This window comes from Clostridium autoethanogenum DSM 10061 (assembly GCF_001484725.1).
Taxonomy (GTDB): domain Bacteria; phylum Bacillota; class Clostridia; order Clostridiales; family Clostridiaceae; genus Clostridium_B; species Clostridium_B ljungdahlii.
On the sequence record NZ_CP012395.1, the window covers coordinates 1,957,039 to 1,980,230 of the forward strand.

General features: G+C 34.8%; 24 protein-coding genes. 2 read left to right on the forward strand and 22 right to left on the reverse strand.

Annotation, left to right across the window (positions count from 1 at the left end):
- Positions 1 to 21: 21 nt before the first annotated feature.
- From CLAU_RS08755 to CLAU_RS08855, 21 genes are all read right to left on the reverse strand, one after another.
- Positions 22 to 672, reverse strand: a complete 651-nt coding sequence (locus CLAU_RS08755; RefSeq protein WP_013237862.1) for a phosphate propanoyltransferase — start codon at positions 670 to 672, stop codon at positions 22 to 24.
- A 1-nt stretch (position 673) separates the two neighbouring features.
- Positions 674 to 2,227: an acetaldehyde dehydrogenase (acetylating) gene (locus tag CLAU_RS08760; protein WP_013237861.1), complete on the reverse strand. Its 1,554-nt coding sequence runs from the start codon at positions 2,225 to 2,227 to the stop codon at positions 674 to 676.
- A gap of 51 nt (positions 2,228 to 2,278) precedes the next feature.
- The gene (locus CLAU_RS08765; protein ID WP_013237860.1) at positions 2,279 to 3,025 is read right to left on the reverse strand and encodes a BMC domain-containing protein; all 747 of its coding nucleotides are present in this window, start codon (positions 3,023 to 3,025) and stop codon (positions 2,279 to 2,281) included.
- A 39-nt stretch (positions 3,026 to 3,064) separates the two neighbouring features.
- Entirely contained in the window at positions 3,065 to 3,754 is a 690-nt protein-coding gene (locus CLAU_RS08770) for a cupin domain-containing protein (protein ID WP_013240567.1), read from the reverse strand.
- A 37-nt stretch (positions 3,755 to 3,791) separates the two neighbouring features.
- A complete protein-coding gene (locus CLAU_RS08775; RefSeq protein WP_013240568.1) occupies positions 3,792 to 4,340 on the reverse strand; it encodes a BMC domain-containing protein in 549 nt (182 codons plus the stop codon).
- A gap of 1 nt (position 4,341) precedes the next feature.
- A complete protein-coding gene (locus CLAU_RS08780) occupies positions 4,342 to 5,670 on the reverse strand; it encodes a 4Fe-4S dicluster domain-containing protein (RefSeq protein ID WP_013240569.1) in 1,329 nt (442 codons plus the stop codon).
- Between the two features lie 17 nt (positions 5,671 to 5,687).
- The gene (locus tag CLAU_RS08785) at positions 5,688 to 5,954 is read right to left on the reverse strand and encodes a EutN/CcmL family microcompartment protein (RefSeq protein ID WP_013237858.1); all 267 of its coding nucleotides are present in this window, start codon (positions 5,952 to 5,954) and stop codon (positions 5,688 to 5,690) included.
- Positions 5,948 to 6,253, reverse strand: a complete 306-nt coding sequence (locus tag CLAU_RS08790) for a BMC domain-containing protein (protein WP_013237857.1) — start codon at positions 6,251 to 6,253, stop codon at positions 5,948 to 5,950. The genes CLAU_RS08785 and CLAU_RS08790 overlap by 7 nt, the downstream gene beginning before the upstream one ends.
- A gap of 16 nt (positions 6,254 to 6,269) precedes the next feature.
- Positions 6,270 to 7,112, reverse strand: a complete 843-nt coding sequence (gene eutJ, locus CLAU_RS08795) for an ethanolamine utilization protein EutJ (protein ID WP_013237856.1) — start codon at positions 7,110 to 7,112, stop codon at positions 6,270 to 6,272.
- Complete coding sequence (locus CLAU_RS08800; protein WP_023162468.1) at positions 7,094 to 7,864, reverse strand: hypothetical protein; 771 nt, start codon at positions 7,862 to 7,864, stop codon at positions 7,094 to 7,096. The genes eutJ and CLAU_RS08800 overlap by 19 nt, the downstream gene beginning before the upstream one ends.
- Positions 7,865 to 8,111: 247 nt before the next feature.
- Positions 8,112 to 9,062 (reverse strand): choline TMA-lyase-activating enzyme, encoded by a 951-nt coding sequence (gene cutD / locus CLAU_RS08805; RefSeq protein ID WP_013240571.1) that lies wholly within the window; start codon positions 9,060 to 9,062, stop codon positions 8,112 to 8,114.
- Positions 9,063 to 9,195: 133 nt separating this feature from the next.
- A complete protein-coding gene (cutC, locus tag CLAU_RS08810) occupies positions 9,196 to 11,745 on the reverse strand; it encodes a choline trimethylamine-lyase (protein ID WP_013240572.1) in 2,550 nt (849 codons plus the stop codon).
- 90 nt (positions 11,746 to 11,835) lie between these two features.
- Positions 11,836 to 13,332, reverse strand: coding sequence for an aldehyde dehydrogenase family protein (locus CLAU_RS08815; RefSeq protein WP_013240573.1), 1,497 nt, complete (start codon positions 13,330 to 13,332; stop codon positions 11,836 to 11,838).
- An 86-nt stretch (positions 13,333 to 13,418) separates the two neighbouring features.
- Positions 13,419 to 13,721 (reverse strand): BMC domain-containing protein, encoded by a 303-nt coding sequence (locus CLAU_RS08820; RefSeq protein WP_013240574.1) that lies wholly within the window; start codon positions 13,719 to 13,721, stop codon positions 13,419 to 13,421.
- A gap of 39 nt (positions 13,722 to 13,760) precedes the next feature.
- Positions 13,761 to 14,057, reverse strand: a complete 297-nt coding sequence (locus CLAU_RS08825) for a BMC domain-containing protein (protein ID WP_013240575.1) — start codon at positions 14,055 to 14,057, stop codon at positions 13,761 to 13,763.
- A gap of 139 nt (positions 14,058 to 14,196) precedes the next feature.
- A complete protein-coding gene (locus CLAU_RS08830) occupies positions 14,197 to 14,463 on the reverse strand; it encodes a helix-turn-helix domain-containing protein (RefSeq protein ID WP_013240576.1) in 267 nt (88 codons plus the stop codon).
- Between the two features lie 4 nt (positions 14,464 to 14,467).
- Positions 14,468 to 15,556: a membrane protein gene (locus CLAU_RS08835; RefSeq protein ID WP_013240577.1), complete on the reverse strand. Its 1,089-nt coding sequence runs from the start codon at positions 15,554 to 15,556 to the stop codon at positions 14,468 to 14,470.
- A gap of 183 nt (positions 15,557 to 15,739) precedes the next feature.
- Positions 15,740 to 16,003, reverse strand: a complete 264-nt coding sequence (locus tag CLAU_RS08840; RefSeq protein ID WP_013240578.1) for a hypothetical protein — start codon at positions 16,001 to 16,003, stop codon at positions 15,740 to 15,742.
- 4 nt (positions 16,004 to 16,007) lie between these two features.
- Positions 16,008 to 17,090: a membrane protein gene (locus tag CLAU_RS08845; protein ID WP_013240579.1), complete on the reverse strand. Its 1,083-nt coding sequence runs from the start codon at positions 17,088 to 17,090 to the stop codon at positions 16,008 to 16,010.
- A gap of 445 nt (positions 17,091 to 17,535) precedes the next feature.
- Positions 17,536 to 18,996: an aminotransferase-like domain-containing protein gene (locus tag CLAU_RS08850; RefSeq protein WP_013240580.1), complete on the reverse strand. Its 1,461-nt coding sequence runs from the start codon at positions 18,994 to 18,996 to the stop codon at positions 17,536 to 17,538.
- Positions 18,997 to 19,012: 16 nt separating this feature from the next.
- Positions 19,013 to 19,627, reverse strand: coding sequence for a LysE/ArgO family amino acid transporter (locus tag CLAU_RS08855; RefSeq protein ID WP_013240581.1), 615 nt, complete (start codon positions 19,625 to 19,627; stop codon positions 19,013 to 19,015).
- Between the two features lie 260 nt (positions 19,628 to 19,887).
- Here CLAU_RS08855 and CLAU_RS08860 point away from each other — a divergent pair, with 260 nt between their 5' ends.
- Both CLAU_RS08860 and CLAU_RS08865 read left to right on the forward strand, forming a co-directional pair.
- A complete protein-coding gene (locus tag CLAU_RS08860; RefSeq protein WP_029170056.1) occupies positions 19,888 to 21,072 on the forward strand; it encodes an MFS transporter in 1,185 nt (394 codons plus the stop codon).
- Positions 21,069 to 21,620, forward strand: coding sequence for a TetR/AcrR family transcriptional regulator (locus CLAU_RS08865; protein ID WP_013240583.1), 552 nt, complete (start codon positions 21,069 to 21,071; stop codon positions 21,618 to 21,620). The genes CLAU_RS08860 and CLAU_RS08865 overlap by 4 nt, the downstream gene beginning before the upstream one ends.
- A 101-nt stretch (positions 21,621 to 21,721) precedes the next feature.
- Here CLAU_RS08865 and CLAU_RS08870 read toward each other — a convergent pair whose 3' ends face one another.
- Positions 21,722 to 22,888: an iron-containing alcohol dehydrogenase gene (locus CLAU_RS08870; protein WP_013240584.1), complete on the reverse strand. Its 1,167-nt coding sequence runs from the start codon at positions 22,886 to 22,888 to the stop codon at positions 21,722 to 21,724.
- Positions 22,889 to 23,192 lie beyond the last annotated feature (304 nt).

A 23,192-nucleotide genomic window follows, 5' to 3' on the forward strand; every position in this document is an offset into this window, starting at 1 on the left:
ATTTTATAATTTATAATTTTACTATTTTACTATTGTAATTTTTGATGAGTTGCCAACACACATTGCATTTGCTTCCTCTGTGTCAATATGGCATTCTAAAGCTGAAGTATCATTTGCTCTAATTGCAACATTATTATAAATTCCACCACGTGGTCCATCAACTTTAATGCTTACTGTCTGTCCATCATGCACCCCAAAATGTTGTGCATCTGCAGGAGTCATGTGAATATGTCTTTGTGCAACAATCACACCTTCCTTTATTTGAACAGATCCCTTTGGTCCTATTATGGCAATTCCAGGTGTTCCGTGTAAATCACCGGACATCCTTACTTCTGGAGCTACTCCCAATTTGAAAGAATCTCCTCTTAGGATTTCTACCTGTGTCTTACTACGTAATGGTCCAAGAATTCTAATCTTCTCAATAGCTCCCTTTGGTCCACATACTGTTACTGTTTCTTTACAAGCATACTGTCCTGGTTGTGCTAAATCCTTTATCTTTGTTACCTGGTATCCTTCTCCAAATAATATGTTAAAATCTGCTTGTGAAAGATGAATGTGACGGTTTGAAACTCCAACCGGGATTTCATTTGTATCTTGCTTTGTCTCTGTAGAAGACTGACTACCTTGAACAGCTTCCAATAAAAGCTTTATAACAGCTTCGTACTTGTCCATTTTAGTTAGCTCCCTTCATTGCAGCTACTAATTCACTTACGAGTCTAGCAAGTTTATCATTATCAGTAGTATCTGCAGCAGTGCTATCACAATTGCTCTTTGCTGCAAATTCTGCAGGGCTTGTAGCACAGAATCCTAAGTCATTTTTGCTTCCGCAAAGTTCAGGATGATTGAAAGTTGTATCGTCTGCAGCTAATGTAGTACAATCTTTAAGACCATATGCTACTCTCTTTATATTGATTAAATGTAATGGAGTAACATTTTCAGAAACAGAGCTTCCTCCCCATGTACCACAACCTAATGTAAATGCAGGTGCTAATCCTGTGCTTGCACCAGTACCTCCCTGGCTTCCACCAGTATTAACTAAGATACGGGATGCTGGTTTTTTAGCAAACTTCATTACTAAGTCTCTATCATTTGTATGAATGTTCATTGTATGTCCAAGACCATTTTGAAGTAATCTTATACTAAGCTCACATGCTTCATGCCAATCTTTAACTGTATAGAAAGCAAGTACTGTTGTAAGTTTCTCATAAGATAGAGGGTAACCATTACCAACTCCGCCTTGTTCTCCTATTAATACTTTTGTTCCTTCTGGAACTGTGAAACCTGCAGCTTCTGCTATAACCTGAGGAGCTCTTCCTACAAACTTAGCACTCATGCTGTGTGTACCAGGTTTAAAAAGTACGCTGCAAACTTTTGCAGTTTCTTCAGCTGTCATGAAATATCCGCCTTGTTTCTTAAATTCAGCTACTATTTCATCATGGTTGCATTCTTCTGCAATTACAGACTGCTCGGATGCACAAATAGTACCATAGTCAAAACTCTTACTAGCTATTATATCTTTAACTGATTGATGAACATCAGCAGTTCTTTCAATATAGGATGGAGAGTTACCAGCACCAACGCCTATTGCAGGTGTTCCTGAACTATATGCAGCCTTTACCATTCCAGGGCCTCCAGTTGCAATTATCATAGCAACTTCTTTAGCTTTCATAAGTTCATTTGTAGCTTGTATAGATGGTGTAACAATACCACCAATTACATTTGCAGGAGCTCCTGCTGCTACTGCTGCATCACGCATAAGTTCTATTGCTTTTGTTGAACATTTTAATGCAGCTGGGTGTGGTGAGAATACAATTGCATTTCTTGATTTAATTGCAATGATTGATTTATAAATAACAGTAGATGTTGGATTTGTAGATGGTACAATACCCATTAATAAACCAACTGGTTCTGCAAATTCAATTACACCTTCACTTTTATCTTCTTTTATAACACCAATAGTCTTCATATCCTTGATGTAATTATATACTGTAGTAGCAGCCATATGGTTCTTATAAGCCTTATCTTCAGCTTTTCCAAAACCAGTTTCTTCTGCAGCCATTTTACCAAGGCAAACTGCATTTTCTTCTGCTACCCTAACCATATTACATAGGATTTTATCAATTTGTTCTTCAGTATAATCAGCAATTTGGTCTGCTGCAATTTTTCCTAAACGTGCAAGATCTCTTGCTTCTTGTATAGAACGTAAGTCTTTATCAAAATTTTCCAATTGTGTTCCCTCCATTGTTTATTATTTATATATTTTAATTTTTATAGCTGGCTAATTATGCCCATAATATTTTTTGAACTCTATAAGCAGTAACTTCTTGTCTGCTTTAGAAATGGATCTTCCTTTGATACCAAAGTTCTTATATTTACGAGCGAGATTTCGAAGCTCTATTACCTTAAACTTACTCAAAATCTCAATAGCTTTTTCTAAACCATAGTCAAGTACCATCTTATCTACGGCTTTCCTATTTAGTTTAGTTAAATCCATTTTCAAAGGATCAGTTATTTTTTCTGGCAAAAGCTCCTCATTCTCTGAATTTTCTACTGTTGAATTCTCTTCTTTAGAGTCTTCCACTGCTGGATCTTCCACTGTTGAATTCTCTTCTATTGAGTCCTCTACTATTGAATCTTCTATTTTAACAGGAACCTCTACAGTATCTTCTTCAATTACTTCAACTGTTGTTTCATCTTCTGGTTGGTTTTTCGCTGGAGCGACAGTTGGAATATTTCTATCTTTCAGTGGTACTGCTGATACAATTATATTATCTAATTCCTCATGTGGACGGGGAATCACATGTTGTGAAACAAGCAATGTGTCATTTATGTTTCTAACTGCCGCTCCACCAGCGTCTACAGCTGCCTTCACAGCACCCACATCACCAGTTACAGCAATCGAAACAAGTCCCCCTCCTACATATGTCTTTTCTAAGAGATTCACATCTGCTGCCTTGAGCATAGCATCTGCGCTCTCAATAGCTGCAATAAGTCCTATTGTTTCGATTAACCCAAGTGCCTGCATTGTTTAACCCTCCTAAACTTTGGTCAAGCATTCCAAATTCTAATATGTAGCATAGAATGCTTTCATCTTGTCAGGTGAACCAAATGCTATCTTAGCTCCCTTAGGGAAGAATACTGAATCACCAGGATGTGCAGTATAAACTTTATTATCCACTGTTACTGTCAATGTACCCTCTATAACATAGTAAAGTTCTTGACATTCTGTTTCCCAATCAAATTTGCAATCTTCAATTGTAATAAATCCCGCATTCATTGAGGAACCATCATCTGCATTGATTATTTCCTGATAAAATACTTTATCATCAGGATTTCCTGTATCTAGTGCTTCATACTTTACTGAACTACCACGAACGATCTTCAAACCGATAGCGTCAGTCTCAGCAAGATAAGGCTTCTTATTGGTAATCAAATCAATCACTCCATTCAAAAGTCCTTTCTCCATCATTACCTTGAATACTTTATAAATTACTTCACTATCAATTCCATTTTCAAAAACTTTTTCAAGTTCAGAAGCTTTTGTTTCACAAGAACCTTTTACTTCACAAGGAACTTCTACTTCACAAGATTTCTTTACTTCAGGAACTGGAGTTTCGGTAGAAAATTCTATTCCACTATTTCTAGCCGCATCTTTAGCTGAAGGAGTAACAATTGTATCGCAATTAATATACACTACTTTTTGACCCTGCTTTTCTGCAGTTTCAACATCTTTTACACAAATTAACTTTTTCATTCCTTCACATCCTTTCATTTATAAAAGTTCTTATATATTAGAACAATGATGCCAATAATCTTTCAGACGGTGAAGGTATAACCTCTGCATTTACTAATAACCCTTTTTCTTCTGCAATAGCTTTTCCTGTTTCAACACCAGTTTCAACAGCAGCTACATCTCCGGTAAAAGTAAAGAATGACTTACCTCCCAATCCATTTCCCAAACGAAGTTCAATTGGCTGCAATTCAGCAGATTTCAAAATTGCATCAGCAGCAATGACCATTGTTGACAGGGAGAAAGACTCCATAATTCCTAAAGCCTGAACTTCATCTGGCATCGTTGCACCTGTGATTGCAGGGAATACTGCCGGGTTGACATTTGGTATAACAATAGAATCAACTAAAAATTCTTCTGCAAATCTTACACCAACACTCACTGAATCTTCAACTGCTGCAACATCACCTTGAACAATGGCAATATACTTTCCTGGGCAAGAAGAACCTGCTGTAACTATTTCCACTTCAGAAGTCTTTACCATCTGGTCTGCTGCATATATACCACGAGCAATGCTTGTAAACTCAACCATTCCTATTGCTTGTGACATATTATCCCCTCCTTATCACAATAAAATCATTTCCACATTCCACAACTGTTCCCGAAATACTTGCATGAATAGCAGCACTTAAACTACCTTCAGGAATTTTTCCAATTTGTTGTCCAAGTTCTACATGATCACCAACATTAACAATTGGTACTGCAGGTGCTCCTACATGCTGTCTTGTTGCAATATGAACTTCTTCAGGATTTACCTGAACTTCAGTCATAGGAGCTGGCCTGTCAAAGTCATGCAAACCTAATCTGGCAATAAGACGCTTACTTGGAACTAACCTATATTCACGGCTTTTGCGGGTAGTAAATTCCGACTTCATTGGTTTATATTTTATGTTCTGTTCTGCTAATTTTCCTTTAAAATAGAGATTTGCAGATTTCGGATAAAGCCCTGCTGGACATGAGAACAATTCACATAAATTACATTGACAGCAAAGCTGTGCAATCTTCTGCTCTTCAACATTCTTCAATGCATAATTCAAAGCTCTCATCATCTTGTGGGGTTGTGTACTATGTCCAAGAAGATAACGAGGGCACATATCTGTACACATGCGGCACTGTTCACAGGAAGATCTATTTACTCTTTTCGCCTGTTCTATGCTAACAGATTTTTTACGAATCAGAGGATGATCTTTTTTCAAAATTACGAACCCTTTATTTTTCTTCGTAACATATCCATCTACATCACTCTTTACAGGTCCCATCATAGGGCCACCATCAATAACTGTATAATCATCAAAATTTTCTATGCCACTCAGCTTCAGTACATCTATAACAGGTGTACCCACTGGTACCTTTACAGTCAAACGTTTAGGGATATCTCCTGCAACTGTGATATATTTTTCTGTAACCGGCACTCCCATAGAAGCGTGATAAATATTTAATGCCGTTTCTGCATTAACTACTACACAACCAACGCTAATTGGAATACCCATTTCAGGAACAACTCTTCCAGTCAATTCATGAACTAGAACTTGCTCATCACCTGCAGGGTAAATATCAGGAATTTCTTTTACTTCAATAAAATCTCCTACTTGAAGTTCTTCAATTCTATTACGAAGTATAGAAATAACTTCCTTATGCTTTCCTTTAATGCCTATAAGTGCTTTATTTGCACCTACTAACTTTCCTGCTGATTCAAATCCTTTAATTATCTCATCTGGAAACATCCTCATCAGCTGCTGATCCACACGAAGCAGCGGCTCACATTCAGCTCCATTAAGAAGTATATATTCTGCCTTTGATGCTAGCTTTGCGTGGGTAGGAAATCCTGCCCCACCGGCACCAATAACACCAGCTTCTCGCACCATATCAAGAATACTCATTCCCGTACCTCCTGAGTTTATTCTACATTGCAGTCTTCATCAATAATTCCAACAACAACTGCGTCAACCGGGATATCTTCACATTCATCTAACATTTTTCGAGCTGACGACCCTGTTGAAACAAGAACTCTATCTCCAATTCCGGCACTGATTATATCTGCTACAACTAAATGCTGACCAGCACCAGTTCCACCAATTACTTCCGCTAACATAAACTTCAATCCATTAAGTGATTCTGCTTTTCTTGTTGCCCATACATTGTCAATTAATCTTGCTATTAACATATATCTTTCTCCTTTTTAACATTGCGCTTAATCTCCTGAATTGCTGATTCAACAGATGACGTATCGCCAAAAATCGCAATCATTATCATGTTCTGTGGACAACTTCCTTTAATATCTTCTACTGTGACACCAACTGCCTTTTCAGCAATATCTGCGGCATAAATCATGTCCAGCATTTTGCCTTGTACAAGACCAACCGCATCAACACAAATTGAATCTTTATTAACATTAGCACCCATACGCCTCATAAGCATATCTATAGTACCCTTTGAAGGTGATTTAATAGTTCGAAATTCCATATTGAATCATCTCCAACTATATACTTTCCTGCGTACAGCTAAGTGCTATGCCTAAAGGGGTTACAAACATCGGATTCTTTGGCTTATGAGTAAATATTCCTGTCTTTTTTTCTATAATTGTCTCAATACCTGTCAGACAGCAAGTTCCTCCTACCAGAGATATTTCCTGAACATCGTACCCTTTAATATGCTGGTTAATAATAGATGCAATTTTTTCAACTACTGGCTTTAGTACAGGTAAAAGATCCTTATGATTTTCTGGATTACGTTTATACAATTCTGCTTCTGCAAAAGGCATTTTATATGCACCAGAAACTACTAATGAAAATTGAGTACCTCCTGTTGGTTCATCTGCAATATAAACAACTTTTCCATCTTTTAAAATTGAAATTCCAGTTGTTCCACCACCGATATCTACAACTGCACCATTCTTAATTCTAAGAACTTTATTAGCAGCCGTTGGTTCATCAAGCACACTTGTAAGTTCAAATCCAGCTGCCTGAACTACATTTTTAACTGCCCCTGAATCCAAATCATCTGTTCCTGGTGGAATAGCTGCAGCTCCATAAATCAACTCTGTACCTAACTTTTCTTCAATTTCATGCTTCATCTCTCTAACAATATTGATTGCACCAATATAATCAACAACCATACCATCTCGAACTACATCTGCATATTTATAAGCACCTGCTACTGGTTTATAGTTTTCATCTACAACTGCTAGGACAACACATGCTGTACCTAAGTCAACTCCTGTATAATAAACAGATGACTTGCCAACAATCGGATGCTTTACTACATGTTCAAAATCTTTCACAAGTTGGTCGCAGAACTTAAAAGTCAAATTTTTCTCTGACATTTTGTACCTCCAAAAATAGAACAAATCATTTGGGACAAAGCATTAATAATTTGATTGATCTTTCCAATAGTATCACTGCACAATGCATCCTCATCTTCACTATCTTCATATGCTTCTAAAATGAATGGTTCGATTTCTCTAAGAGCACATCGCAGTCTATGCAAAATTATGATATCTCTTCCCTTTTTAAGCTGCATATGAAATTCTGTAATTTCAAAGCAATCATCTAAATCAAGTGAATAATTGCTAAAATTTATTGCTGTACATTCCTTAATACAAAGATTTTCAACGGACCCTTTACCCTGAATGGCGTTTTTAATTTTAGTAAACTGCTTACCTAAACTAATAACATTCTGTGCCCAAAGGATATCCTTATTCAAAAGTTCTTCTTCTGTAATAAGGAACAATGCTTCCGTTGATTTCATCTTACTGTAAAGTTTTTTCTTCTTCCAATTATTCTTCTTTTTGGGCTGTGCAGGTGTTTGATTTTCATTTATGCTCTGCACCTTTTCCACAGTTTCCTTTTTCTCTACAGCTTGTTTTTTCTCCACAGTCTGCTTTTTCTCTACAGTCTGCTTTTTATTTGCAGTATTTCTCTTTGTGTAAGGACCATCGTCAAACATATTTATACCTTTATCTGATAGAAATTGACGTGCTCCAGGCGTAAGTCTTGTTCCCGGTTCTAATTCATAATCTGTAAAAGGTTCTTTTCTATATAAATCCCGCAAATCAATTTCGGTAATAAATTTCATTTTGGCCCCCCTTTACTTTTATTTTAAAAATAAACATTTTTTAGGGCTCCGCCGGCTAATCCGCTAGGAACACTAATCTTATAATAAGGCTCTGAAGCTTTTACTTGCCTCAACTGTCGGAAACATAAACTCTAATGTTCCGCCATCAAATCAATTTTATTTACTACACCAATTACAGGTCATATAATAAATCTTTATAAAACCAGGGAAATTACACATTAACACATATTGACTAATTAACTACTTATTAATGCTTAATAACCGAAACCGGGAAATCATATTCTTTAATCCAGCCTTCAATTCTATCCAAATCATCACTGCTTAAGCTTGGATCTCCCTCTATTGGATACTCTATTCCTAGCTGTGTATATTTATTTACGCCTAATTTATGATAAGGAAGTAAATCTATACCTTTAAAGTTTTTGTAATCACGGAAAGGCATCAAAAAGTTAATTACACCATCAAACTCTTCTTTGCTATCATTCAGGCCTTTTAACAGGGGCATCCTAATCTTCACGTTATATCTGTGATTAAGAAGTTCCTTCAAGTTCTTCAAAATTTGTTCATTATGCACTCCTGTCAGTTGATAGTGTCGTTCAGGATCAATATGCTTTATATCAAAAAGGAACAAATCTGTGAACTCAGCAACCTTAAGTATTGCTTCTAATTTTGCATGACCACAAGTTTCAATGGCTGTATTGATTCCTTCCTGCTTACATACCATAAGCAAATTTGCTGCAAATTCCCACTGCATCAATACCTCGCCGCCACCTAGTGTGACACCACCACCTGAAATTTCATAAAACTGTCTGTCCTCTTCTATAATTTCCATAATTTCAGAAACAGTTTTTTCTTGTCCCATAATGGATATTGCTGACTCGGTACAAGCATTCTCACACTTACGGCAACCTAAACAATCAATACTATGATCTACCTCATGTTCCATTCCTTTTGACATTGTATGTATTCCAACCGGACAAACAGAGACACAAGCACCGCAATTAATGCATGAATTTTTTTTGAACATAACTTCATATTTTCGTAATTGTCCTTCAGGATTGGCACACCACTTGCAACGCAATGGGCATCCTTTAAAGAATACCAGTGTCCTTACTCCCGGTCCATCATACATATTGTATTTTTGCACATTAAAAATGACTGCTTTTCTTTCAATCATTGCTGCCTTCGCATTACTCATACTAACCAATCTCCTGTTTGATTCATTTTGGTGTTCAGATAAACTTTTAACCGAGCCTGTCCTCTTGCATACCTTGCAGTATGCAAGATACAGACATCAGATAAATTAATTTAAAATCAATGGAATGCTATGTTTAAAAATGTGTCAACATAGTTCTACTAATAATTTCATCCTGAACATCCTTACACAATTCAACAAAGAATGCACTGTAACCTGCTACACGAACAATAAGATCTCTGTACTGTTCTGGATGCTTCTGTGCTTCAATCAAAGTCTTGTTATCCAAGTAATTGAACTGCATTTGTCCATTACCAAATAAGCAAGCAGTACGTAACAATGTGATAATACCTTCTTCTCCTTCTGGAGTTTCAAGCAATCCTGCCATAAGTTTAAAGTTATGAACCATACCTATGTTCATATTGTCACAAGACATCTTGGAAACAGATTTAATAATAGCAGTAGGTCCTTTAAAATCTGCACCCTGAGTTGGACTAATACCATCAGATAATGGTGTCCAAGCTTTACGTCCGTTAGCAGACGCACCTGTCAACTGACCAAATGGAGTATTATTTGAGATGGATAAAGTACCATGACTCAAAACAGAGTACAGAGTCTTATATTTACGATGTTCCATCTCTGTAAAGTTGATTAAATCTGCAGCAATTAAATCTGCATAATCATCATCATTACCATACTTAGGAGCTTTTAAGCAATCATTTCTAAGTTCTTCATATCCAACAAAATCAGCTTTCAATGCTTGATTTAATTGCTCTAAAGTACATTTCTTGTCATCAAATACTACCTTCTTAATAGCAGCCATGGAATCTGCATATGTAGCCAATCCAGTCCATACAACACCAGGTCCGAAATTGTACATAGCACCACCGGCAGAAACATCTTTACCGTGTTCCATACAGCCTTCATACATGATGGACATCAAAGGTTTTGGAGCTAAATCTCTGTGAACACGCTGAGAAATAACTGTAGCAACGTCAGTCCATTTTGTAATATATTTGATTTCTTCCTTAACAGCAGCATCAAACTCTTCATAAGTCTTAAATCTATTTAAATCTCCCATATCAGGACAAACTTGTTTTCCATACCATAAAGGAACACCATGGTTTAGAACTAATTCTATACATATAGGCCATTGAGTATAAGCTGTAGAAGTCCACTGATATAAACGTCCAGCTTTCTGAGGCTCAACACAACCCATTATACAATAATCTCTAGCATCTTCTATGGAAACACCTTTTGCAAGCATCATCTTAATATGTGCATCATCAAAATGGCAAGCTGGGAATCCCATACCAGCACGAACAACATCAACAATCTTCTTCAAGTACTTCTTAGGTGATTTGTTGTGAATACGACAAGCTAAAGATGGCTGATAAATCTTAACGTGACGAACAGCATCCATCAAAAGATAAGTCAAGTCATTTGTTGCATCAAGACCGTCACGAGTAACACCACCAACACACATATTTACGAATGGTTGGTAACCTGCAAAGAACTTAGAAGCACCTTCGCTTGTAACCCACATCATTTCAGACATTTTGATTAACATACAACCAGCTAATTCAAATGCTTCATAATTATTCATACGTCCTGATTCTATATCTGCCTTATAGAATGGATACATATATTGGTCAACACGGCCGATTGACATACCAGTTTGGTTTTCTTCAACTACGAGTAATGACTCAATAGTCCAAACTGATTGAATTGCTTCCCAGAAATTGCTAGGCTTATGTGCAGGAACATGAGCATTAACTTCTGAAATCTTTTGTAATTCTGCCTTACGTTTAGGGTTTGTCTCCTTTGCAGCTAATTCAGCAGCATATTCAGACATACGTTTAGCGTAAATCATAACTCCTTCAGTAGTATCAATAACGGATTTATAGAAATAAATCTTTTCGATATCTTCAGGATTTTCATAATCTAATTTTGCTAAATGATCCTTTGCTTCCTGCTGAATATCTGCCATACCTTTTTTCATTAAGATAACATCATATCCAGGGTTTGAATCTCCACCACCATTAGTTGCATGGTAAGAGCAATCTGAAACAAATGATTCACCAGAAAGTTCCCAAACACCTGCTTCACGGTACTGGTCTTCACAGTATTCATCAACAGATTTTCCTTGCCAGAAAGGGAAAAGCTCTTCACGCATAACCTTTTTATCTTCTTCAGATACATAAAATGGATCTTGAGGACGTGTTCCAATTGTATCTATTTCATCTTGCATCCATCTCCATGCTATATCAGGAGAAAAAGCTCCAGCACGAGGTGCACCACAAGGAGCTCCTACAATTAGCTCATCATCTTGAATTACTAAAGGTGCAGTTTCACAGCAATAACGGAAACATTTAGCACGTAATAAAATCTTAGGCATACCAGGATTTTCTTTAGCAATCTTTGTAATAGCCTTAGCACGATATGTTGTTATTGAAGGCTTTTGCTTTAAATAATTTTCCTTTATTCTCTTTAAACGTTCTGTCATTCCATTTGGAACTTCTCCATTGTTAGTGCAAGGTTCTGCACTAACTGCAGGTGCTCCATTATCTTCTTTTGTAATCTCTTGGGAAACTCCTTGAAATATCTTCATTAAAGCTGCTTGTTCTTCTGCAGACATATTTTTAGTTGCCTCTGCAAACTTATTTGAAAATTCACGAATATCCAAAACACTTACCTCTTTTCTTTCATAATTATTTTAGATTTAAATATTTTACTTTTAACTTATTGTTTACCATGTTCTAAACACATCTGTACACTATTTAATTTTTTCCATAGCTTTTTTTAAAATATGCTGTAACATTTGTATATCCTCTGGATTATAGTCTGACTTTTTTGTCATTCCATTCAAATCACTTTTTTCTTCTGTAAACAATCCATTAGTATTGACAATCTCTTCTACATTCCGTACGCCATATCCGACTTTGCGGACGTAAATAAGATTCATTGGTGAAACATTATCGGAGGTAATACCTTTACCTGCCGATCCACTACCTAAAGTTAAAGCAGGAAATAAATTACTTGTAGCACCCATACTACCAAAGGAAGCAGGCGTATTAACAAGTATCCTACCTACAGGTTTTTTTAATGCAAACTGGCGAATTACATCTTCGTCTTTTGAATGTATAACAAGAGTGTGACCATGTCTCTCACTTAACAGCAGTTCAATACACTTTTCACATGCATGCATCCAATCATCTTCAATGTAGTAAGCTAGTACCGGACAAAGTTTCTCCTTGGAATAAGGATTATCTTGAGAAACATATTTCTGCTCTGAAATTAGCACTGTGCTACTTTCAGGAATGCTGAAACCTGCTTTTTTAGCCAATCTTTGTGCGGATTTGCCAACCATTTCTGAATCCATACTGCCATCAGAACGGAAAAAGAGAGAACCTAGTTTTTGTGCTTCCTCCTCTGTCATGAAATATGCACCATTATTTTGCAACTCACGTTTAACATCAGATGCAACACAGCTATCTACAACAATAGATTGTTCAGCTGATGGTACTATTCCGTTATCAAAGGTCTTACTAGCAATAATATCTTTTACCGCCTGTTTGATGTCAGCTGTACGTTCAATAAATGCTGGTCCATTACCAGTTCCTCCATATATAACAGGTTTCCCAGAATTATATGCTGCTTTAAGCATCCCGGGAACACCTGTATTCATAATCAAAGAAGTCGCAATATGGTTCATCAATTCGATTGTTCCACTAGGCGTCACAGTATGTAAGTATGCAAGAGCTCCTTCTGGAAGCCCATATCCTTCAGCTGCACGAATCATGATGTCAAGCGCCTTACAAATTGTCTCCTTTGCTCTAGGATGTGGAGAAAAGATAATTGCATTACCAGACTTAATTGCAATCAATGCCTTATATATGGTAGTAGAAACCGGACTAGTTGCAGGACATAATGCAATAATTACACCCATAGGTACACCTACATCCATGGTCTTATCCTGACCATTTTCATTAATAATACCTACACATCGCATTCCTCTAAGCTTAGCTGGCAAATACTCACAGGCAAATCGGTTTTTGATGCATTTATCCTGCCATTTTCCATAACCAGTTTCATCCTGTGACATTACAGCAAGCTCTCGGGTATGTTTTCCGATTTCTTCCGCCATACGTTCAACAATCTCATCTAGCTTTTCTTGTGGAAAGGTTGCTAACATTTTTTGTGCTCGTGCAGCATTTTCCACAAGGATTCGGGATTCTTGGATGGAGAGCAAATCATTATCAATAATATTCATTTCTAACTCTCCCTTTCATTTTTACTAACTAAGTACTCAATTTCTGTACTTTTCTATTTTATGTGGTAGATCATAACATCCACATATTAAGGAAGTAAATTTTCAATTGTATAACGTTTGGTGATTTTCTGAAGATCTGGATGTGGACTTGCAATAACAACTGAACTATAAACTTCAGTTCCCATATCTTTTACAGCTTTTACTCCAGCTTCTACAGCTGCTTTGCAAGCTCCTACATCCCCGGCAACCAATACAGAAATATAACCGGAAGCTACATTTTCATAGCCAATTAATTCAACATCTGCAGCTTTACACATTGCATCTGCAGCCTCTAAAACAAAAACCAAACCAAATGTTTCTACTAAACCTAAAGCTACATATTTGCTCATCTGTTTTCCCTTTCCTTTATCATATTTTTTACTATATTTTTATGCATCGATGTCATGTACTGAAACAATGTCCCCAACACCTTTAATTGGTCTTGGCATAACATTGTGTGCTGTCAATTTTCCTATTGCTGCAGCAGCAGCAGCTCCTGCTTCCACAGATGCTCTAACAGCAGCAACATCACCTTTTACCATAATTGTAACAAGAGTGGAACCTATATTTTCATATGATATAAGTTCAACGTCAGCAGCCTTCAGCATTTTGTCTGCTGCTTCAATTGCAGGAACCATCCCTAATGTTTCAATAAGGCCTAATGCCTCTTCGCCATAATACCTCATTTCATTACCCTCCTCCTCTATACGCAATTACGCAGTATGGATCTTTTTCAATTAAATGCAATTTTGATTCAATTACCTTTGCTTGAAAATGTTTATTTATTATTTGAACTAATAATTTGAACTTATGGAATCCAAGTTATTAGTCTTTAATATATTTATTAATTGTAGCTGCTCCTTCTTCATTTGCGTGATAATAAACTCTCAAATTACCTGATTTATCCTCATCAAATCTTGTTTCTTCAAGGAGACCATTAGCTTCAGCTGTCATTAAAGCTTCAATTACAGCATCTTTATTAAGTGCTCTAAAATTACCATAGTCACCTTTTAAAGCTTCAATAACGTCTTCTGCACAAGCTTCTTTAACTGTTGTAAAGTGTTTTAAAATAGCATAATTAAGTGGTTTCATACAATTAATCCTCCTTTTTTCTGAATAAATCCAGTGGATTCATGGAAATTACTAAAATACCTAATACCATGAGTACTGCAGCAATCCAACCAATAGCAGGTATTGACCAACCTGATTTGCCAAAGATTACACCAAGTACTATCCAGCAACAGAATGGACCCCAGAATGAATAAGTACCATTACAAGCCATACCAAGAGCTGCACCACACATACTATTACCCTTATACCAACTCATATATGAAACAAATGCACAAAGACCACTCATGGAAAACCAAATCATAGCAGATCCACTTGTAAATGCCTGAAATACAAGACCAGTTGAAAGCTTAACACTACCTGCAAGCATACCCATAATAGGTATTAATATAATTAAGTTTGAAATACCTGATGTTGCCTGACGAATAGTAATACCAATCTCAGAGTCAATCATAGATGTACCAAAACCAGCTACACAGCCTTCAAAACCCCAACCAAGAGCTGCTATGAAAGCAATAGCAATACCTAAAAGAGCACCTTTAGGAGCACTTCCTGTAATGCTTGTACTACCAATCATAAAACTAGCAGCAACACAAATAACTATACCTAACATCATACGTTTATTTAATTCTTGTTTGAATAATATTCTACCTAATATAGCACCAATAGCCGGACAAAGAGCTGTAATAGGAATAACTATTGAACCAGCCATTTGAAGACCGATAACATAAGCTGTACTGGAAATTGGTCCTCCTATAAGGGCTGCCAAAATCATTACACGGCCTGGGGTGGTATTAATACATCTCAAGAAATCTCCAAACTTACCTTTAATACCTGCATAAAGCATTGCCCATATAGCACTACAAGAATCATTTACTGCACTACCAAGGGCACCCAATACGTATGTAATAACAAAAGCGGATAATCCTGCTTTATTAGCTCCATACCAGTCACCCCAAACTCCCTTAGTCATACCTAATGACAAAAATGCTGAATAAAATCCATACATAATACCTGAAAATATAGCAATTGATATACCTTTTTTAAAAAATTGTGATGATAACTTTTTTTTAGCAGCAATTGCAGATGCACTAACCGCTCCTGTCATTTCACTCATAAACAAAATTCCTCCTCATATTAAAAAACTAGATTGATGAAAACGTTTTTTGCAATCTAATGATATATTAACTCATTAGAGCATTTTTTCATGGTACAAAATGCCATATTTTAATGCATAATATCTGCTAGTTTTTTGGAGTTCTTGTACTATAGTTATTTTCTTGCACTAATAGTATTGACTTTAATCAATGTATTTATTAATTGTAGCTGCTCCCTCTTCATTTGCATGATAGTAAACAACTAAATCACCTGACTTGTCCAATATAGATCTTGTTTCTTCAAGAAGTCCATTAGCTTCAGCTGTCATTAATGCTTCAATTACAGCACCTTTTTTAAGTCCTTTAAAATCGCCGTAGTCACCTTTTAAAGCTTCAATAACATCATCTGCACAGGCTTCTTTAGTTTTTGTAAAATGTTTTAAAATAGCATAATTTAGTGGTTTCATACAATTAATCCTCCTGTTTTCTAAATAAATCTATTGGATTTACAGCAATTACGAAAATACCAACTGCCATTAATATAGCAGAGAACCATACTATAGGAGCCATTGACCAACCTGATATTCCGAAAATTACGCCAAGTATAATCCAGCAGAAGAATGGTCCGAAAAATGAATATGTTCCATTAGTTGCCATACCAAGAGCTGTACCAGTCATACTATTACCTTTGTACCAAGTCATAAATGACAGATAAGCGCAAAGGCCACTTATAGCAAGCCAAATCATAGCAGGACCACTTGTAAATGCTTTAGCAGTAAGATGAAATGCAAGACCTGCATTATTACCTACAATTACAGATATAATAGGAATAAATATAATTAAATTTGAAAGACCTGATGTTGTCTGACGAATAGCAATACCAATTTCTGAATCTACCATACATGAACCATAACCAGCTATACAACCTTCTAGTCCCCATCCAAGTGCAGCAATAAGAGCGATAACCATACCTAATCCTGCTCCTGCAGGTGCATTTCCAGTAACACTTTGAAGACCAATCAAACCACTTGCACAAACACAGATAAGAATACCTACAATCATATGCTTGTTTAATTCTTGTTTATATAAAACTCTACCTAATATAGCACCAATAGCTGGGCAAAGAGCAGAAATTGGAACAGCAAGTGAACCTGCCATCTTTAGAGCTACAACATAAGCTGTAGTAGCAACTGGTCCTCCCATAAGAGCAGCTACCATAATCAATCGTCCTGGTTTACTATTGAGACATCTAAAGAAATCACCCAATTTACCTCTACCAGCTGCAGCAATTAATGCCCAAACTGCACTAGCAGTATCATTTATTCCACTACTAAGTGCACCAAGTACATATGCAATAGTAAGTGCTGTTAAACCTGCTGTATTTGCACCATACCAGTCACTCCAAACTCCCTTTGTTGTAGCTAATGTCAAAAATGCTGAATATAGTCCATATGAAATTCCTGAAAATAAACCAATTGCAATACCTTTTTTAAAGAAACTTGATTTTACCTTTTTTTTAGCAGCCGCCAAAGCTGCATCCATTGACAATTCCATAAATAAACCTCCAATTATTTTATTATATTGTTATTTGATGAGAGGCCTCATCTTAATGCGAATTTCAGATTAAGACGCTTTTGTAATATTAATATATTAATACATTACTTATTGTAAACGAATAGAAGATCTTTTCATGGCATAAAGCGACATATGTTATTTGGACAATATCCGCTTATTTTTTTATTTTTTTGTACTATCGTTACCTTATTGTATTAATAGTATTAATTTTTTTCAATAAAATATTAAAGGAATTATCTTACTTTGTGAATAATTTAGAATAAAGAGGTGCATTTTGCGATAAGACAGAAGATTATGCCTACCACTTCTAGAATTGTTAAAAATTATACAAAATGTTATGTAATCTGCTTGCAGTACATATCTAGACGCGCAGCAGTGCTTATACCCCACTTTCATAGTCGCTTTCACTATGTCCATGGGAGTGTTAGCAATAGCAGCTATCAGATAAACTTCTGATTATTTGCGAAAGCTTTTTGAGTCCTAGCTCCAAGTCATAAAGAGAAGCATAGGAATAGGATATCCTTATATTATAATTTTTAGTAAAATCGTATATATATCCTGGATTTATTAATATTCCATTTTTACAACATTTATAAAAAAGTTTTTTCATGTCTATTTTATTTTTAAGCTTTAACCATATATAAAATCCTCCTTTTGGCACATTCCAACTAGCCATGTTAAAAAAATATTTTTCAAGAACATTTAATGCAATTTCTCTCCTTATTTTAAGTTTCTCTCTCAGTTCTTTTAAATATATTTCATAAAATCCACTTTCTATCCATTCCGCAGTTACATACTGTGAAATGGAACTTGCACCATAATCCGTTTGCATTTTAACATCTCCAAGTCGCTCAACAACAGTTTCCGGCGCAACAACCCACCCTATTCTTATTCCTGCTGCCATTGATTTCGATGTAGTACCCATATAAAGTACTATTCCATTTTCATCTTTTGCTTTTATTGGATAAGGTGGTATTTCATCCAACCATAATTCCCTATAAGCATCATCTTCAATAATTGGAATTCTCTCTTTATTACATAAATCCAATAGCTTGTTTCTTCTATACTGCGGCATTAATATACCTGTAGGATTATGGAATGTTGGAATAGTATATAGAAGAGATGTATTTCTATCTATATTTTTTAAAATTTCATTTAACTTAATTCCATCTGCATCCATAGATATTCCACTAAAACTAACTCCGGAAAAGTCAAATACATGAAGTGATTTTATATATGATGGTTTTTCCACAAGTATCTTGGAACCAGGCTTTAGTATGCTCATTGAAATCAACTGAAGAGCTTGAAGTGAACCTGAAACAATTAGTATTGAATCCGGTGACACATTTATATGAAACTTTTTTAAATACTTACTTATAACCTTTCTCAATTTAAGTGAACCCTTAGCCATTTCATAGCTTAAAGAAGTTATATTATTGGACACAGTTTTAAATACCTTCTTCATCATATCTTTTGGAAATAATTCAGGAGAAAGTTCACCTGTACCAAGCCTTATTATATTATCCTTATACTCCATCTTATTTATAATTTGGATTGTATGGAGGTTAGGTTTGTGTATTCCACTTTTTATATAAGGTTCCCAACTACCTGGCAGCATAGAAGCCATCAAGGACCAAGTATTATTTATAATTCTGGTACCTTTTTTACTTTTTCCCTCAATTAAACCATCAGCTTTTAACTCGTCTAAGGCTTCTACAATAGTGCTTCTATTTACTTCAAATTTTTCTGCCAATTCTCTCTGTGATGGTAACTTTTCTCCTACAGTCCACTCTCCATTTCCTATTTTCTCCTTTATATAATTTACAATTTGCCTGTACATAGAAATACAAGATTTTTTATCCGGTTTCCAATCAATGTTTAACATACATATTCAAATCCTTTTATTTTGATAATATAAAATTAAAACCAAGTCTTACCCCGTAATAAATTATTATTATACCACATATTCTATTAATTACCTTAATTGATTTTTCATTAAAACTGTGCTTAAAAATTGACATAATAGCTGCAAGAGAAGTAAACCAAAAAATTGATGCCATGCATGATCCCAGTATAAAGTACCAGGAGCTTTGATAAGAAAGAGATGCCCTAAATCCTCCAAGGAGAAGTGAACCATCAATAATAGCCTGTGGATTCATCCAGGTCACAACAAAGCAAGATATAATTACTTTAACTAAGTTTTTTTCTATATTAGTTTTTTCATCAATATCTGGTTTACTTCTTATAAGGCTTATTCCAATGTATATAACAACTATGCATCCAACCAATAGCACAACCGATCTCAAAACCTTTGATTTTTGGATTATGGTTCCTACACCCCAAAAGCAGGTTAGTGCAAGGGAAATATCAAAAAATATAGTTATAAAAGCTGTCCTAAATGCCTCTGCTCTTTTACTAGCAGTTATAGCTGAATTAATTACATATAAGTTCTGCATACCAATTGGAGCCACATAAGAAATTCCAAGTAAAAATCCTTGTAAAAAATATCTAATCATTTTTCCACCTCTAAAAATTCATATTATAGAATTTCCAAGTAAAAAACAAAAACCCTATAAAATCAATTATATTTATTAAAATGCCAATGTCTTCAACCAAAATCTAAAATTTATACCAACCAAAAGATTTTATTTTCTTTGTATTGACAAATCAATACCCATATATTAATATTTAAGTCGGAAACCATATGTACCATATAAGTTTCCATAGTGTAAATCTTGATGAAAGGAAGCTATATTTTTATAACTTTTGTGGTGTAATTATGGAGAATATCAGTACAAAAAATAATGAAATGTTAAGCGTAATTATGTTAAGTTTGGTTCTAGCACTAAGGCAAATGGCAATGACTATTGTATCCCCTTTTATTTCCGTTTATAGTAAATCCCTTTTATACAATACTCCTCTTCTTGCGGGGTTAGCACTTGGCATATTTGGACTTACACAGGCAATTTTCCAAATACCATTTGGTGCTTTAAGTGATAAGTATGGAAATAAAATCATGATGCTTATCGGCATCTTACAGGTTGATATAGGACTTGTAGTTGCTTTTTTAGCAAAAAATATATATGTTTTTATCTTTGCAAGAGCACTTCAAGGAAGTGGTGCAATACTGGGTGTTGGATACTCTTGGGTTTCAAGTATGGTAACTAAAGACAAGGAAATAAAAGCCCTAAGTATTTTAGGTGCTTTTGTATCCTGTGCAGCTGCCCTTTCTTTTGCACTTGGCCCTATTATTCATAATTTTCTTCCCGTAAACAAAATGTTTTTAATTTGCGCCCTCCTTATATTTGTAAACTGGCTGTATATACTTTTATTCCTAGAAGATAGTAAAAACTATACTAATAAAATAAAAAATTCATTTAAAGAAAACTTCAAGATCCTTGTTAAAAATAAAACTTTTATAATATTAAATAAAGCTGCATTTTGTAATAATTTTATGATGATGGCAGTATTTTACGTACTTCCTATTTATCTTAGTAACGTAACAGGTATAAATGGTATGTGGAGAATATTTATTCCATCCATAATTATTGCTATAATATTTATGAAAAAGGCAATAAGGTACATGAAAAAATATGGCAGTAATATAATCCTTGCTGCAGCCTTCACAGTTTCATCCTTAAGTATATTTTTTTACTTTCAAAAAACATCTTATATATTTTTGCTTCTAGGTACTATTTTTTTCTTTTGTGGATATATGTGCCTAACAACAATACTTGCAACCAATGTAAACAATATAGTAAAAGATGATTTAAGAGGTACAGCAAATGGTATATTCAACTCATTTCAGTATATTGGTTCCTTTGCGGGATCTATTGCTGCAGGAGCTTTGTGGGGATTTTCACAAAGAATAACTTTGATTCTCACAATATTTATTGGACTAGGTGGAATTTTTACAATAATTTTTAGTAAATCAAATATAAAAGAGGAAGGTAAATTATGAAAGATAAAATATTAGACACGGCTGCTAATAAAATACAAATGCATGGTTTAAAAAAATTTACTATAGACGAAATAGCCAAAGATTTAAAAATTAGTAAAAAAACTATTTATAAATATTTTAATAGTAAAGATGCAATTGTAGAGGAGTTTTTTAAGACAGTAGTGGAAAGTGATAAAAAAAATATGGAAAACTCTTTAAGCCACCAAAATGACTTTATTTCAAAAATTCACTCTATTATATACTCAAACCATAAGTACAAGATTCCTATTAATTTAATAAATGAAGCGAAAATATATTATCCAAAAGAATGGGGTAAAATCCAGGAATTAAAACAATATAAACTTGGTGCTATTAAAAAATTATTAGAAGAAGGAGTTTCAAGCGGCGTAATAAGACAAGATATTAATTTACCAATACTCATCAAAATGCTTGAACAAACAGCTGATACATTTCTAGATTATAATTTTCTAATGGATAACAAAATGAAATTTTCGGAAGCTATCCAGGAAGTATTAAAAATTATCCTATATGGAATATCAATAAAATAATATTTATTAAAGCACCAGTTATCAATTGTATTAATAACTGGTGCTTCATAAAATTATATTAAGTTTATATTAGGGTTATATTGAGGTCATATTGGGTCATATTAAAAAGTTACCTTTTTTCCATCATATATACATTGAAGTATCTTTTTCATTTGATCAAAATCTATAGGCCTTGGATTAGCTCCTGTACATGCATCTAAGAGCGCATTCTTTGCTATAAAATCAACATTTGAATTGAAATCATCTTTGCTTATACCATAATCTTTTAAGGTCAAAGGTATATTCAATTCCTTATCCATATCTTGTACCATTTTAACTAGAGAATCTACCAATTCATCTTCAGTAGTTCCTTTAAGTCCTAATATTTTAGCTATATTAGCATATCTATCTGAGCAAGCTTTTTTATTAAAATCTAAAACATATGGAAGATATATTGCATTAGCGCATCCATGTGGTATGTGCCATACAGCTCCTGTTTTATGTGCTAAACTATGAGTTATACCAAGAAGTGCATTAGAAAATGCCATACCTGCTAAACATTGTGATATATGCATCTTATTTCTAGCATCTTTATCACCCTTATAGGATTTAAGTAAGTTATCCCTTGTCATAATTATGGAATGTATTGCAAGTGGATCTGAAATATCTGATCTAGCTGATGCTACATAAGCTTCTAGTGCATGAGTTAATGCATCCATACCAGTATGTGCAGTTAATTTAGGTGGCATTGTCTGGGCTAATGCTGGATCAACTATAGCTATATCCGGTGTCAAATTGAAGTCAGCTAAAGGATACTTTATTTTAGCTTTATAATCAGTTATTACTGAAAATGAAGTAACTTCAGTAGCTGTTCCACTAGTAGAAGCTATAGCTACAAATTTAGCTTTTTGTCTTAATTCTGGTAATCCAAACGGAACAATTGCTTGTTTAAAAGTAAAATCTGGATATTCATAAAATAGCCACATAGCCTTTGCAGCATCTATTGGTGAACCTCCTCCAATAGCAACTATCCAATCTGGCCCAAATTCTGTCATTATTTTGGCACCTTTCATAACGGTTTCCACAGACGGATCTGGTTCAACACCTTCTATTAGTTTAACTTCTATGTTTGCTTCTTTTAAGTATTCTTCTACCTTGTCAAGGAAACCGAATCTCTTCATGGATCCTCCTCCAACAACTACTACAGCTTTCTTACCTTTTAACGTTTTCAAAGCACCCAAAGCATCTTCTCCAAAGTAAATGTCTCTTGGCAACGTAAATCTCTCCATTATTATTCCCCCTAATTTTATTTCCATATATTTTTATTCCCATATATTTCATTAGCAAAATTCGTACCAATCAACTTACTTACTTTTCAAATTTTCTATATCATTAGATATTGTACCCAAAGCCATACCAGTTAAGGCTTCGAGGTACTTTTATAGCTTTTCCAACTTTATGCTTATCTTTAATAATACCGGTACCTCTGTTCAAAAAAAGAACAGGGTTTTGATCAAATAAAGAACACAATCTTCAGATAATTCTGTAATGTTATTATTTGGATAATAGCCGTATATTCCTTTGTATTTCATT

What these genes read in the sequence shown, in the direction of transcription:
- CLAU_RS08825 (WP_013240575.1), bottom strand. Translation starts at nt 14,057, where the DNA reads ATGAGGTATTATGGCGAAGAGGCATTAGGCCTTATTGAAACATTAGGG.
- CLAU_RS08865 (WP_013240583.1), top strand. Translation starts at nt 21,069, where the DNA reads ATGAAAGATAAAATATTAGACACGGCTGCTAATAAAATACAAATGCAT.
- CLAU_RS08755 (WP_013237862.1), bottom strand. Translation starts at nt 672, where the DNA reads ATGGACAAGTACGAAGCTGTTATAAAGCTTTTATTGGAAGCTGTTCAA.
- CLAU_RS08790 (WP_013237857.1), bottom strand. Translation starts at nt 6,253, where the DNA reads ATGGAATTTCGAACTATTAAATCACCTTCAAAGGGTACTATAGATATG.
- CLAU_RS08785 (WP_013237858.1), bottom strand. Translation starts at nt 5,954, where the DNA reads ATGTTAATAGCAAGATTAATTGACAATGTATGGGCAACAAGAAAAGCA.
- CLAU_RS08770 (WP_013240567.1), bottom strand. Translation starts at nt 3,754, where the DNA reads ATGAAAAAGTTAATTTGTGTAAAAGATGTTGAAACTGCAGAAAAGCAG.
- CLAU_RS08820 (WP_013240574.1), bottom strand. Translation starts at nt 13,721, where the DNA reads ATGAGCAAATATGTAGCTTTAGGTTTAGTAGAAACATTTGGTTTGGTT.
- CLAU_RS08840 (WP_013240578.1), bottom strand. Translation starts at nt 16,003, where the DNA reads ATGAAACCACTAAATTATGCTATTTTAAAACATTTTACAAAAACTAAA.
- CLAU_RS08855 (WP_013240581.1), bottom strand. Translation starts at nt 19,627, where the DNA reads ATGATTAGATATTTTTTACAAGGATTTTTACTTGGAATTTCTTATGTG.
- CLAU_RS08800 (WP_023162468.1), bottom strand. Translation starts at nt 7,864, where the DNA reads ATGAAATTTATTACCGAAATTGATTTGCGGGATTTATATAGAAAAGAA.
- CLAU_RS08815 (WP_013240573.1), bottom strand. Translation starts at nt 13,332, where the DNA reads ATGAATATTATTGATAATGATTTGCTCTCCATCCAAGAATCCCGAATC.
- CLAU_RS08850 (WP_013240580.1), bottom strand. Translation starts at nt 18,996, where the DNA reads ATGTTAAACATTGATTGGAAACCGGATAAAAAATCTTGTATTTCTATG.
- CLAU_RS08870 (WP_013240584.1), bottom strand. Translation starts at nt 22,888, where the DNA reads ATGGAGAGATTTACGTTGCCAAGAGACATTTACTTTGGAGAAGATGCT.
- eutJ (WP_013237856.1), bottom strand. Translation starts at nt 7,112, where the DNA reads ATGTCAGAGAAAAATTTGACTTTTAAGTTCTGCGACCAACTTGTGAAA.
- CLAU_RS08765 (WP_013237860.1), bottom strand. Translation starts at nt 3,025, where the DNA reads ATGCAGGCACTTGGGTTAATCGAAACAATAGGACTTATTGCAGCTATT.
- CLAU_RS08835 (WP_013240577.1), bottom strand. Translation starts at nt 15,556, where the DNA reads ATGAGTGAAATGACAGGAGCGGTTAGTGCATCTGCAATTGCTGCTAAA.
- CLAU_RS08845 (WP_013240579.1), bottom strand. Translation starts at nt 17,090, where the DNA reads ATGGAATTGTCAATGGATGCAGCTTTGGCGGCTGCTAAAAAAAAGGTA.
- CLAU_RS08830 (WP_013240576.1), bottom strand. Translation starts at nt 14,463, where the DNA reads ATGAAACCACTTAATTATGCTATTTTAAAACACTTTACAACAGTTAAA.
- cutD (WP_013240571.1), bottom strand. Translation starts at nt 9,062, where the DNA reads ATGAGTAATGCGAAGGCAGCAATGATTGAAAGAAAAGCAGTCATTTTT.
- CLAU_RS08775 (WP_013240568.1), bottom strand. Translation starts at nt 4,340, where the DNA reads ATGTCACAAGCAATAGGAATGGTTGAGTTTACAAGCATTGCTCGTGGT.
- CLAU_RS08780 (WP_013240569.1), bottom strand. Translation starts at nt 5,670, where the DNA reads ATGAGTATTCTTGATATGGTGCGAGAAGCTGGTGTTATTGGTGCCGGT.